Raw genomic sequence first — 12,196 nt, 5'->3', positions numbered from 1 at the left:
AGCTCCAGTTGGCGGACGCTTTCCTGAGGGCGTGGCCCGAGCCGCTTCCCTCACTTCGTTCAGTCCAGGGTCTCGAACTCACGCTGATCCTCCAGGAGTCGCCCCAACTTCCGCTTCCATCCTACGTGGATAGTTGTGTTACTTAGGTCAGTCACTGTAGTTAGTGTGTGAATTATTGTAATGTCTCAATTTATATAGATTCAAGTACTAAAGTTCAAAACCTATTACAACACTTATTTCATTGCACAACGAAAAGTATTTACCACTTACATTGCAAGGGTTTGGCGCGTAGGATAGGCGACTCCCAGAGGATCAGCTCGACAGTTGGCTCACCGCGGGCCCTCTAGGAAAGCGTCCACTCCGAAGCACCAATCCCCATCCCCAACACCTCTGCAGCCTTTTGTTTTCTTATCGCATACTATTTCGTATCAAAAAAGAGCTGTCCAAGTCGTCATTTAAAATAATGACGACTTGGACAGCAACATTCATCCTACTTATGCGTGTGCGATTGCTTGTTGTTTCTTATGGAATGCGATGAAATTTTGTACTACAGTATCAAGGAATGCGATTGTAGCTTCATCCGTAATATTTCCTTCTTCATCCATTTTTGTGTGAACAGCACCGATATATACTTCATTACCTGGCAACAAGTTTGGCGCTAGTGCCGGGTTAGAAAGAATTTCGCGTAAGTGGATCTGTGCTCTCACTGAACCGAAAACTCCCATTGATGATCCAACAATAAAGCCTGTTTTGCCGTGCAACGTAAAGTCCCCGCCACGTGACAACCAATCCAACGCATTTTTCATTGCGCCCGGAATAGAGAAGTTATATTCAGGTGTCGCGAACATCACTGCGTCTGAATCTTTCACATCAGCTTTAAATGTTTGTACGGCTACAGGTGGTTCGCTTTCAATATCAATAGAGAACATTTCTAAGTCATTAATGAGAACCGGTGTAATTTCCAATTCCTCTTTATAACGCTCAGCCATAAATTGTACTAACTTTAAATTGTATGAAGTGGAACTTGTACTTCCGATTACCGCTTTGACTTTAATTGTCATAATGAAAATCTCCCTTGTATTTAATATCTGCAGGTTTTATCATAGCGCTTGCCTATTTTTATTTCTAATAATTTGCTTAGCTTGTGAAACCTTGAACGTCGTTTAAACGTATATATATAAAGAAGTTCTGAGGCCCATTCTAAAGGAGGTTGTCATATGCAAAAAATCATATACGCAAGCTTTGCTATGTCACTGCTACTTGTCGGTTGTAATTCAGAAGCCGAAAAACCTACTAAAGAAGTGAAGCCATCCGCTGAAACACCTGTTGACATAGCGCCTGAAATACCTACTGCGTTGCCTGACCGCGAACCAACGATGGATGTTGTTCTATCTGTTGAAGGTGAAGACTCCACTATCACAATGGACCTCGTCGAAGGCAGCAATGCCGTGTACTCGCTGTACATCGATCCAGCATACTATACGTTTGAAAACGGTGAGAAAGAAGACAAGCTCAGTCCTATTGTCGCAATCCCTACTGATTATCCTGAGGTGAATATGACATTTCTATACGTCGAAGATCAAACGCCAGAAAGTGTAAAGGAAGATATGAAACAGGAATACAGTATGCCGCTTGAGGAAAAGACTATTTCCACACCAGTAAACGCCCTTTCTTTGCATGGAACTGCAGGAAAAGAACCGGATAGCGAAGTCGTGACGATCTATATGATGGAAGTAGATGGTGGGACATTGCTCATAAAAGAGAACTACTTCCTAGAAGCACAAGAAGGTCATGGTGCACGATTTGAACAAATGTTGGGGACGCTAGAAGTGCGTAAATAGTAAAAAGCAGGTGATGGAATTTTTGACCTCTGTAATTGATTAGTACACATGAAAGCTACTACCTAAATAGTCTTCATTTCACCATAGAACGAAGACTTTTTAGGTAGTTTAGTTGACAGCAAAATGAATTAGCTTTTACATATACTATTTATCAACCCACTCTTCAAGGATACATAGAAAACGTTTTCTGCCCGATCACAAAATTCAACTTCTTTTATCGAGACAATCTAGCTTCAGCAATACCAACTCTACTCGCGAAAGCTCTTTCATGAAGGTTTTCTCTCCGATGAACTATATGAGTGCTATACAAACCATTCGTTAAAAGCACCCGATTAGCGAATGAAAATAGCATATATAATAGAGCCTATTATTAATAAAAGAATCAACAGACCAGTACCTTTCCAACTTAAGTCACCTACTAAATCAGAAAGTACGCTTCCATGCATACTGCTAGCTGGATGCTTTCACTCCTTCTGCCTTATCCTTTCACGTCTTTCTTCAGGAGTTTCATTATCTTTACTCATTTTATCACTCCTTATATTTCTTTATTACTGAGATATGCCAGATCCCTATCACTATCTACATGGGTCGTTCCTTCCGTATATGAACCGAATAATATGATGAAAGCCGGATTGAACTTCTATGCACTATTATTAACTAAAAGATTTCTCACTTCATCTCTATACATCCTCATTACCTTCCTTAAAAGAAAACTTCAAATCGATACATCATTTCACCCTACGTTTGATTGCTCATACTAATCATGATAGTCATGACCATTGTATTGGTGAAAATTCACAGGTCGGATTAGTAATTCGTCGTCTGTAACGTTGCGACTACACCGGACTCTATGCCCATTTCGAAATGTTCCCATTATAGCATTTAGTACGATTATTTAATTTATTCATATAATAAATTTGTCTAAAAAAGGTTAGTAAAATTACTTTGCATTTTTTGTCGAATAACACTATCATATATGAGGGCCAGAATTCCCTTACGAATTTAGCAGACTAGCTAGAGCTCTACCAATACATTGTAGATATGTAAAGTTAATGTAAAAGGAGGGAGTTATTTGAGTTTAGCATCGATCGGTGTACCAGGATTAATAATTATATTAGTAATTATTTTAATTTTATTTGGACCACGAAAATTGCCTGAAATTGGTTCCGCTGTCGGGAAAACGTTAGCAGAATTTAAAAAGGCAACAAAAGACATTTTAGAAGACGACAAAGACAAGAAAACTGAAATAGAAAAGTCTGAGTCAATAAAGTAAGTAGACGGTGCGATTACACTTGCCTCGGCAAAAGTCGCCACATTTCATGACAAATGTGAAGGAGGAACTAAACTATGACAAATAATAAAAATCCCAATCAAGATACTCAAGATTTAAGTCGAAGAAAGTTTTTGAAGAGTGGCGGTCTTGTCGCTGGTGGACTTTTAGGTGGCTCTCTCTTTGGTGGTTTGCTAACGAATCAGTTCCAAAAAGGTACAAAGGAAGAAGCAACACCACAAGCGAGTAAACAAGTTACGTTTGATGCGCGTACGTTTTTCAGTCGAAATGAAGACTTTGCGTTGCTATCTGCTGCAACAGAAAGAATTTACCCAGAGAATAAAAATGGAATGGGTGCAATCGAACTAGGTGTGCCGTATTTCATTGACCGTCAATGTGCAAGTAACTGGGGAAGAAATGCGAATGATTATATGCACGGTCCTTTCCCATCGATTGTAAAAACTGACGTTTATCAAGAAGAAAAACGAAAAAATAACGAAGTGATTACATCGTCTTCCGTTGTGAAAATACCAGCTGGAACGGCTAACTATCAAACAAAAATGACAAGAGGTACATTTTTCCTTGAAGGCATTAACGCAATGGAGCAAACTGCACAAGATAAATTTGATGATCGATTTGTTAATCTAGAACCTGAACAGCAAGATGAAATTTTACAAATGTTTGAAAAAGGTGAAGTGAAGTTCAGTGGAGTAGATTCCTCAGATTTCTTTAAGTTGTTACGAAAAACAACGATCGAAGGCGTCTATGCAGATCCTGTTTACGGTGGAAATCGTAATATGGAAGCTTGGAGAATGAAAGAATACCCTGGGCCAATCATGAGCTTTTTAGATAAAATCGAAGAAGAAGAGTTTATTGTAATGGAGCCTTCAAGTTTACGTAATTACCAAGGGCTTTAATTTAGGAGGACGCATAAATGGCTAAAAAATTAGAAAAAGTAGACGTTGTAGTCGTTGGTAGTGGTTGGGCTGGCGGAATTGTTTCAGCTGAACTTTCCAAAGCAGGCTATAAAGTCGTAATGTTGGAACGTGGTAAAGATCAAACACGTTCAGATTTTATAGGTGTTAAAGATGAACTACGTTATACAAACAGACATGAAATGATTGAAAAATTAACAGGCGATACGATTACATCTCGTGTTTCGATCGGCGATGCTGCATTACCTGTACGTTTACAAAAAGATATGAATACGGGGACAGACCTTGGTGGCGGAAGTATGCACTGGGCAGGTTCCGTATACCGCTGGCGTTCTTATGACTTCGAAATTCGTTCGAAAACAATTGAACGTTACGGAGAAGGTAAAATTCCAGAAGGGATGCAAATCCGTGACTGGGGAATTACTTATGACGAATTAGAGCCTTATTATGCTAAATGGGAACAAACGGCTGGGATTTCAGGAGAACCAGATCCACTTGGGGACAAGAGATCAAATGAATATCCAAACCCGCCAATGTTAGCTTCACCTGCGATTAAACTTTTCAAAGAATCTGCAAAAGAAATCGGTTTACACCCGTATCAAATGGCTTCTGGAAACATGTCGCAAACGTATACGAATCCTGATGGTGAAACGTTGAACCAATGTATGTTCTGTTCATTCTGTACAATGTACGGCTGTGACTTCGGTTCAAAATCAGATCCTCTTGCAACAGTTATCCCAACTGCACGAAAAACAGGTAACTGTGAAATCAGAACCAATTCACTCGTACGAAGAGTTATACACAAAGACGGTAAAGCGACGGGCGTTTTATATACGGATACAAGAACTGGTCAAGAATTTGAACAACCAGCTGATGTTGTCGTTCTTGCGGCATTCACATTCTCAAATAACCGCTTACTGATGTTATCGGATATTGGTGAAATCTATAACCCTGAGACTAGAAAAGGAACGATTGGCCGTAACTTTACGGGACAATTCAACAGTACTTTCCTAGGGGCGACAGGATTCTTTAATGACAAGAAATTCAACTACTATATGGGTGCTGGTGGATTGGGTGGCGCTGTAAGTGATTATGACGCTGACCTATTTGACCACACGGATTTAGACTTCATTCATGGTGGCGGAATCGAACTTCGTCAATACGGAGATGCGGCGATTAAGAATAACTTTGTCCCTAAAGGTACACCAACATGGGGTGAAGAATTTAAAGAGAAATCTCTATTCTACGCTTTCCGCACATTAACGGTTTGGTACTCGGCAGCAGTTATGCCTTGGTGGCACAACTTCATGGACTTAGATCCTACTTATAAAGATGAGTTCGGAGATCCATTATTACGTATTACAAACAAACTAACAGAACAAGATAAGAACATTGCGAAATTCGGTATTGAAAAATGTACTGAAATCGTTGAAGCAATGGGCGCGGATATTATTGATCAAGACGAATTACCAGATCAATTTGACCACGCTTACGAAGGTATGCACTATATTGGCGGCGTAGCGATGGGTGAAGACCCAGAAACGTCTGCAGTAAATAACTACTTACAACTGTGGGAAATGGAAAACTTATTCGTCGTTGGCGGATCTGCACTACCTCACTTTAGTAGTCACCACCCTACACCAACAATCGGTGCCCTTTCATACCGTGCAGCTGAAGGTATTGAAAAATACTTGAAAGAAAATGGCGGTCTCTTAACGAAACCAAAATCTTCTAGCGTCAAAGCATAATATCTATAATATCACCTCTCACTTGGCAGTATGAAAGTGAGAGGTGATTTTTTTCTAAAAAGCTAAACACGGTGCTTGCGGTCACATCGCAACGATCGGATCCCGTACTACCCTAACATCATAGAATGATACTTTATTGCTAATAACATAACTCGGCTGTCCGTCGCGATGAGAATGCGCTTCCTTGAATGCATCGCTTTTCGTCCATGCCTCAAAAGCTTCTTTTGATTCCCAACGGGTACTGATCGTCACTTCGTCATAGTCTGGTAAATTGTCCGTGAACAATACTTCTAGACCTAAAAACCCTTCCATCTGCTCTACTTTTCCTTTTTTATCAAAACGCGTAACCAATTCATGTCCACGGTCTTTAATAATCTTATTGGTGTTTGTTACGATAATCATATTTATTTCCCCCTTTTATTCAGCTTAAACATATAATTTCTTTAGCAATTAACTTAAATGATAATGAATCTCATTATCATTGTCAACCATTAAAAAGCCAGTCAACAACTTTACTTACTTGAAAGTTGTTGACTGGCTAGTATTCTTTACGCATCCGACGCATTAGAGTAGACGTTTTGAACGTCGTCGTCATCTTCTAACGCATCGATCATATTCATAAACTGATCTTGTTGCTCTTCACTCAAATCCGCAGAAACGGATGGAACCATATCTACTTCTGCAGAAATAAATACTAAATCTTCCGCTTCAAGCGCTTCTTTTACATTCAGGAATTCAGAGGGTTCCGTCAGAATTTCAAATCCATCTTCTGTCGAAATAACATCTTCAGCTCCTGCTTCCAAAGCCGCCAGCATGACTGCGTCCTCGTCCGTTTCTTGCGTACGTTCGATGAACAAACGGCCTTTGCGTTCAAATAAATAGTTGACGGAGCCAGTCTCTCCTAAACTACCGCCATTTTTATTGAATGCCACGCGCATATTGGGTCCCGTACGATTGCGGTTTTCTGTCAAAGTATATACGAGAACGGCGACACCGCCCGGTCCGTACCCTTCGTAGATCACTTCTTCATAGTTTTCATCCGCACCCGAACCTGTTGCTTTATCAATTGCCCGCTGAATAACATCATTCGGGACATTGGCACTCTTTGATTTATCGATTGCTAGACGTAAAGCTGGATTCGTGTCTGGATCGTCTCCGCCAGACTTTGCTGCCACGTAAATTTCACGCGACATCTTCTGAAAGATCTTTCCTCGTTTTGCATCCTGTGCGCCTTTTCTATTTTGGATATTTTTCCACTTTGAATGGCCTGCCATGGATCAAACCTCCTACTTCATCATTCGCTCTATATCATACCATAATCTTGGCCAATGCGAGAGCGCGGTATCTGTGAAATGCAGAAGTTTACTGGCCATCCGTTGTTGTTGCACTAGGGGCAACGACAACAGATGTAACCATTCTCGGAGGACCTCATTCGGATATAATAATTTCGCAAGAGACTGGTTTGACAAGGTTTGTAGCGCCGGATGCTCACCCATCAAAAACGTCGGATTATAGGAAATCTGTGGCAACACACGATGCATCCACAACACACGTTCATCCTCTTCCGTTCCAAGGCATGCTAAATCAAAATCGATAAAGCGGATATTGCCATTCGAGTCACGCAAAATATTATGATGTACGACATCACCATGCAACAGCGTCAAGGAATGTACAGGAGGTGGTTCTTTCTTGGCTATCTGTAACGCATCCTGTCCGTACTTTAATAACTGATCGATCGTTGAGGAAGCTAGAAACGCTCCACACATTTCCCTCAACTCTTCAAACCGCGCAAGCCGGACTTCCCACTTCTCAATCATATGATAATGCGGAAGACAGGAAATCGATTGCCAATCAATCGTATATTTCGTTTCATGTAATGCTTGCAGCGCACGGAACGAATCGATGCGGTCAATTCTGCGCTTAAAGTTCACCGCTTTCGCATTTTCGAGCCACGGCTGCATGATTAACAGCGGATCTGATTTATCGACAATTGGCAAGATATACGGAAAATGTTGTGCACTAAGTAATTGATGAACTTGCCGAACTTTTACAGCTTGAGCGAGTGATGCATACTTCTTAACAGAATACATTGCTCCGCCTGATTCCATTTTCCAGACATTCTTTTTGATTTTGGTAAATCGCTGATTGTCTGCCATATGCGGTTACTGGTTTCGTTGCCAGTCCTCCGGTATTGGCATCGGTTGATGTGGAGGTGTATTACACCCACAATCACTCTGATAACCTGGAGGTTGTGGCCACATCGGTTGCATTGGCATTGGGATCATATGCGGATACGGCATCCATTGCATTGCAGGCATGCATTCTGGTTGAGTCGACCATTGAGGCTGAACCGGCCAATTCGGCGAACAATGTGGCTGATTTGACGGACACCATGATGGCGGTATATCTGCTTTAGGCGGCATCGTGGGTTGTTGCGGCATCGGCATCGGTGCAGGCTGTTGAGGCTTTGGCTGCATCACAGGCGGTTTCGGTTGAGGCATCGGTTTCATGTGTAATGAACTCGATTCGATCAACTGCCAACCGTCTGGCATAGGTGCAGGTACCGGTTTATGGTGATGCGGTGACTCTTCACACCACTTGGATGACTCTTTTGGCGGCATCGGTTTGATGGGCGCCTGCATCGACGGTGGCATCGGTGGCATTGGCTGCATCGGTTGGTGAGGCATATGTGGATGGCAGTCCGCATCGAAAATTGGCATCCATCCGCAAATCGGGAATACTGCCTGCCACATCGGTGGAGCCTGCATACTTGGCGGCATCGGCATATGAGGCACTGCCGGTGAAGTCTGCTGTTGTTGCGGCATAGGTGGCGGTGCGGGCTGCTGTTGCATCGGCGGTACTTGCGGCAAAGGCTTCTGCTGCATCGGCGGCATCTGTGGCGCTTGTGGTAGCGGCGGCACTGGTTGCTTCGATGGTTTCGTTTGTGGAGGTGCCGGCTTAGAAGGCTTCTCCTGGTGTGGCGGCTTCATCGGTTTTTCATGATGTGGTTTCTCATGGTGTGGTTTTTCATGATGCGGTTTTTCGTGCGGCTTCTCCTGCGGTTTCGTGTGATCACCTTTATGATGAGGCTTTTTCTTATCCATCGGCAAAAATATTTTCATGCCGGGAACGATATAGTCAGGATTCGCCAGGTGCGCATTCACCCGTTTCAGTTCCTCGAACGGTATACCGTATTGTCTTGCGATCTTCCATAATGTATCACCCTTGACGACAATATGAACTTCCACTAACAATTCCCCCTTCCATCAATCCATCGTATGAACGGACGCCTACTTTTGTGACAATATGTGTAGGCCTCCTCTCTTGTTATGTATATTCATCAGGGACTTGTTTATTCCAAATAAAAAACCACCCTGTGGAATAGAGGATGGTGGAATGAAGACAGTTCAATTAGAGAGTGTATGGGATTTCCGCTCCGGCTAGGAACGCTTTCCGGTGGGCGTGGCTTGAGCCGCCGCTTCAATCCTACGTTTATAGCGGATGGACATAGAACTCTTATTTATGATTGTGCATGAATTAGTAAAGCCCTTGAACTTAGTTAAGTTCAAGGGTAGATTTAGTCCTATTTCCAGTGCAGTTACCTATTACAAGCCAATATACAATACACGTTAATAAGCATCACGGTTGTGGCACATCTTTGCACTAGTGAAGAATTGGCTCACCTTGGGGCAAGTCCAGCCTGTCCTTAAGAAACAAATTCCCCAGATTCATAAACATAGTACGTTCCAAACGAGCGAGCTGTGCAACCTAACGCGTCAAGCTCTTCCATGGCGCCCTTCATCATAGGATGCTCCTCCGACTCATTAATATCAATAATAAAGAAATAATGGCCGAGACCCGTCTTCAACGGCCGCGATTCAATCTTGCTCAAGTTCAATCGACGCCACGAGAACACTGATAGAATCTGATGTAGCATCCCTGGACGGTCGTCTTCAGGCAACTTCACCATCAATGTCGTCTTCATCGAAGAAGCATGTCTCGAATGCTCCAGCTTCTCCTTACGCAACGACAACACGACGAAACGTGTGTGATTGAAGTGGAAGTCGTGAATATTCTCTTCTGCTATATGTAAGCCGTACGTTTCTGCTGCCAAACGGTTGCCAATTGCCGCAACACGTAGTTCTGGCTGTTCAGAAATCATTTTCGCTGCTGCTGCCGTTGACGTTGTCTGAATCAACGGAATCCCTCGGTAACGATATTGCAAAAACTTGTGACATTGTGCTAAAGCATGCGGATGAGACTGAATCGAATCCAATTCATCTAAATGATCGATCTGCGTTTTATTCACCAACATATGCTGCTCAATCGGAGTGGAAATTTCAGCCGTAATAAACAACTCTTCACTATTGAATAAATAATCAATCGTCAACGGTACGGAACCTTCGAGTGCATTCTCTAATGGAACGACCGCATACGCAACATGTCCTTGTGTCACCGCTTCTATACAATCAGGAATCGTCGGACGTGGCGTTAAGCCTTCCATACCGAATAAATCGGACGCTGCAATATGAGTGAAGGATGCTTCAGGTCCCAAATACGCAACGGAAGGTACATACTTCTTTTCTGTCATGATTCTTTCATCTCCCCACTGATTTAAGAGGTCAGAAAACCCCTGAACTAATTAAGTCAACGGAATCAATAAATCGAGGTGCTTTGAGTCGCTGTAAAAACGCTTCTACTTTAATTTCCATTTCCGTCACATCCAGCGATAACGTAATATTGGCGCGCCCCTGTACAGGAATCGTCTGGTGGATCGTCAATACATTACATTTCGCCTCTGAGACGATTTCCAAAAGCACAGCTAAGGAACCTTTTAAATCTTCCAGTTGAATAAAAATCGTTAAAATCCGGTCCCGTGCGATCGACTCGAACGGGAACACGGCATCACGATATTTATAAAAGGCACTGCGTGACAGTCCGACCCGTTTGGTTGCTTCTTGGATCGTCGTCACTTCGCCCCTTGCCATCATTCGTTTAGCTTCCAGCATTTTCTGCATCGACTCAGTCAATACATCTTCGCGCACTAAATAAAACTGGCCTTCCCCGATTTGTTCCATTTTGCTCCCCCCAAAACGAGCCATTCCTTACTCCAAGAACTCGAATTCGTAACTCATGATACGTACGATATCGCCATTTTTCGCACCACGTTCACGCAATGCTTCGTCGATTCCCATACCACGCATCTGACGAGAGAACTTGCGAACTGATTGATCGAAGTTGAAATCGGTCATCTGGAACAAGCGCTCCAACGTATAACCAGACAACATAAACGCCCCATCATCGTCACGCGAAATAATGAAATCAGGGCCAGTCGATTCGTGTTTATACAATACAGAGTTGCTAGCTTCTTCTTCATCCGCATCAGTCAACATCGGGAATTCCGGTGTTGTTTCAAGCAAGTCTAAAATAGCATATAGCAATGGGTCTAAACCCGTTCTCGTCAATGCTGAAATCGGGAATACTTGAATCTCTTCATCACCGAGTGCTTCTTTGAATGCCTCTAGATTGTCTTGCGCATCCGGCATATCCATTTTATTCGCCACAATAATCTGTGGACGTTCAGTCAATCGCATATTGTACTGTTCAAGTTCTTTATTGATCGTCTGATAGTCTTCGAATGGCTCACGACCTTCAAGTCCCGACATATCGATGACGTGGACGATAACACGCGTACGTTCGATGTGACGCAAGAACTGATGGCCAAGTCCAATTCCTTCATGCGCGCCTTCAATCAATCCCGGCAAATCTGCCATAACGAATGTACGATGATCATCCGTTTCGATCATTCCAAGATTCGGAACTAAAGTGGTAAAGTGATAATCCGCAATTTTCGGCTTAGCTGAAGAAACGACTGATAATAACGTCGATTTCCCGACACTTGGGAATCCAACAAGACCAACGTCAGCAAGAACTTTTAATTCAAGGATAATATCCTTACTAACACCTGGCTCGCCTTTTTCAGAAAGCTCTGGCGCTGTGTTCTGTGGCGTAACGAAACGGCTATTACCGCGTCCTCCACGCCCACCGCGCGCGATGACTGCTTGTTGGCCATGTTCAACCAAATCCGCGATAATCGTTTCGGTTTCCGCATCTTTGACGACTGTGCCAGGTGGAACTTTCACGATCATATGCTTACCGCTGCGACCGTGCATATTCTTACTTTGACCGTGTTCTCCACGATCCGCTTTAAAGTGACGCTGGTAACGGAAATCCATTAACGTACGCAACCCTTCATCCACGATAAAGATGACGTCTGCGCCCTTCCCACCATCGCCACCGGATGGTCCACCATTGGCTATATATTTTTCACGACGGAACGAAACCATACCATCGCCACCGTCGCCACCTTTTACAAATACTTTCACGTGATCCACAAACATA

At 42.9% G+C, this 12,196-nt stretch carries 13 protein-coding genes and 1 pseudogene; 4 read left to right on the top strand and 10 right to left on the bottom strand.

The features are described from left to right. Positions 1–494: 494 nt before the first annotated feature. A complete protein-coding gene (locus tag CSV70_RS06070; RefSeq protein ID WP_099626868.1) occupies positions 495–1,061 on the bottom strand; it encodes an NADPH-dependent FMN reductase in 567 nt (188 codons plus the stop codon). 156 nt (positions 1,062–1,217) lie between these two features. Between CSV70_RS06070 and CSV70_RS06065 the strand changes: the two genes are divergently transcribed. Beyond that, positions 1,218–1,841: a hypothetical protein gene (locus tag CSV70_RS06065; protein WP_099628411.1), complete on the top strand. Its 624-nt coding sequence runs from the start codon at positions 1,218–1,220 to the stop codon at positions 1,839–1,841. A gap of 332 nt (positions 1,842–2,173) precedes the next feature. On the opposite strand, the pseudogene CSV70_RS16875 reads toward CSV70_RS06065, so the two are convergent. Continuing rightward, positions 2,174–2,290, bottom strand: a pseudogene (locus tag CSV70_RS16875) (DUF6366 family protein); the annotation flags it as partial. Between the two features lie 86 nt (positions 2,291–2,376). Next, positions 2,377–2,463: a nucleotidyltransferase domain-containing protein gene (locus CSV70_RS16870; RefSeq protein ID WP_099626890.1), complete on the bottom strand. Its 87-nt coding sequence runs from the start codon at positions 2,461–2,463 to the stop codon at positions 2,377–2,379. 450 nt (positions 2,464–2,913) lie between these two features. Between CSV70_RS16870 and tatA the strand changes: the two genes are divergently transcribed. The 3 genes from tatA to CSV70_RS06040 all read left to right on the top strand — a co-directional run bounded on the left by tatA (position 2,914) and on the right by CSV70_RS06040 (position 5,794). Then, positions 2,914–3,114, top strand: coding sequence for a twin-arginine translocase TatA/TatE family subunit (gene tatA / locus CSV70_RS06050; RefSeq protein WP_085131009.1), 201 nt, complete (start codon positions 2,914–2,916; stop codon positions 3,112–3,114). Between the two features lie 74 nt (positions 3,115–3,188). Further along, on the top strand, positions 3,189–4,028 hold the full coding sequence (locus CSV70_RS06045; RefSeq protein WP_099628410.1) for a gluconate 2-dehydrogenase subunit 3 family protein: 840 nt from the start codon (positions 3,189–3,191) through the stop codon (positions 4,026–4,028). Positions 4,029–4,045: 17 nt separating this feature from the next. Next, entirely contained in the window at positions 4,046–5,794 is a 1,749-nt protein-coding gene (locus tag CSV70_RS06040) for a GMC family oxidoreductase (protein ID WP_099626866.1), read from the top strand. Positions 5,795–5,875: 81 nt separating this feature from the next. Here CSV70_RS06040 and isdG read toward each other — a convergent pair whose 3' ends face one another. From isdG to obgE, 7 genes are all read right to left on the bottom strand, one after another. Then, the gene (gene isdG / locus CSV70_RS06035) at positions 5,876–6,196 is read right to left on the bottom strand and encodes a heme oxygenase (protein ID WP_085131012.1); all 321 of its coding nucleotides are present in this window, start codon (positions 6,194–6,196) and stop codon (positions 5,876–5,878) included. Between the two features lie 146 nt (positions 6,197–6,342). After that, complete coding sequence (locus CSV70_RS06030) at positions 6,343–7,068, bottom strand: YebC/PmpR family DNA-binding transcriptional regulator (RefSeq protein ID WP_099628408.1); 726 nt, start codon at positions 7,066–7,068, stop codon at positions 6,343–6,345. Between the two features lie 12 nt (positions 7,069–7,080). Next, a complete protein-coding gene (locus CSV70_RS06025) occupies positions 7,081–7,950 on the bottom strand; it encodes a phosphotransferase (RefSeq protein ID WP_085131014.1) in 870 nt (289 codons plus the stop codon). A gap of 6 nt (positions 7,951–7,956) precedes the next feature. After that, the gene (locus CSV70_RS16550; protein ID WP_199171594.1) at positions 7,957–9,042 is read right to left on the bottom strand and encodes a LysM peptidoglycan-binding domain-containing protein; all 1,086 of its coding nucleotides are present in this window, start codon (positions 9,040–9,042) and stop codon (positions 7,957–7,959) included. A gap of 458 nt (positions 9,043–9,500) precedes the next feature. Beyond that, on the bottom strand, positions 9,501–10,385 hold the full coding sequence (pheA, locus tag CSV70_RS06015; protein WP_085131016.1) for a prephenate dehydratase: 885 nt from the start codon (positions 10,383–10,385) through the stop codon (positions 9,501–9,503). A 31-nt stretch (positions 10,386–10,416) separates the two neighbouring features. Beyond that, positions 10,417–10,872 carry an ACT domain-containing protein gene (locus CSV70_RS06010; protein ID WP_085131017.1) on the bottom strand — a complete coding sequence of 152 codons (456 nt, stop codon included), beginning with the start codon at positions 10,870–10,872 and terminating at the stop codon, positions 10,417–10,419. A 27-nt stretch (positions 10,873–10,899) separates the two neighbouring features. Further along, on the bottom strand, positions 10,900–12,195 hold the full coding sequence (gene obgE, locus CSV70_RS06005; RefSeq protein WP_085131018.1) for a GTPase ObgE: 1,296 nt from the start codon (positions 12,193–12,195) through the stop codon (positions 10,900–10,902). Between the last annotated feature and the right edge of the window lies 1 nt (position 12,196).

The organism is Sporosarcina sp. P25 (genome assembly GCF_002743235.1).
Taxonomy (GTDB): domain Bacteria; phylum Bacillota; class Bacilli; order Bacillales_A; family Planococcaceae; genus Sporosarcina; species Sporosarcina ureae_B.
Note: the sequence above shows the minus strand (reverse complement) of the source record. Positions and strands in the feature narration are given on the sequence as shown.

What these genes read in the sequence shown, in the direction of transcription:
- CSV70_RS06070 (WP_099626868.1), bottom strand. Translation starts at nt 1,061, where the DNA reads ATGACAATTAAAGTCAAAGCGGTAATCGGAAGTACAAGTTCCACTTCA.
- CSV70_RS06065 (WP_099628411.1), top strand. Translation starts at nt 1,218, where the DNA reads ATGCAAAAAATCATATACGCAAGCTTTGCTATGTCACTGCTACTTGTC.
- CSV70_RS06045 (WP_099628410.1), top strand. Translation starts at nt 3,189, where the DNA reads ATGACAAATAATAAAAATCCCAATCAAGATACTCAAGATTTAAGTCGA.
- CSV70_RS06040 (WP_099626866.1), top strand. Translation starts at nt 4,046, where the DNA reads ATGGCTAAAAAATTAGAAAAAGTAGACGTTGTAGTCGTTGGTAGTGGT.
- isdG (WP_085131012.1), bottom strand. Translation starts at nt 6,196, where the DNA reads ATGATTATCGTAACAAACACCAATAAGATTATTAAAGACCGTGGACAT.
- CSV70_RS06030 (WP_099628408.1), bottom strand. Translation starts at nt 7,068, where the DNA reads ATGGCAGGCCATTCAAAGTGGAAAAATATCCAAAATAGAAAAGGCGCA.
- CSV70_RS06025 (WP_085131014.1), bottom strand. Translation starts at nt 7,950, where the DNA reads ATGGCAGACAATCAGCGATTTACCAAAATCAAAAAGAATGTCTGGAAA.
- pheA (WP_085131016.1), bottom strand. Translation starts at nt 10,385, where the DNA reads ATGACAGAAAAGAAGTATGTACCTTCCGTTGCGTATTTGGGACCTGAA.
- CSV70_RS06010 (WP_085131017.1), bottom strand. Translation starts at nt 10,872, where the DNA reads ATGGAACAAATCGGGGAAGGCCAGTTTTATTTAGTGCGCGAAGATGTA.
- obgE (WP_085131018.1), bottom strand. Translation starts at nt 12,195, where the DNA reads ATGTTTGTGGATCACGTGAAAGTATTTGTAAAAGGTGGCGACGGTGGC.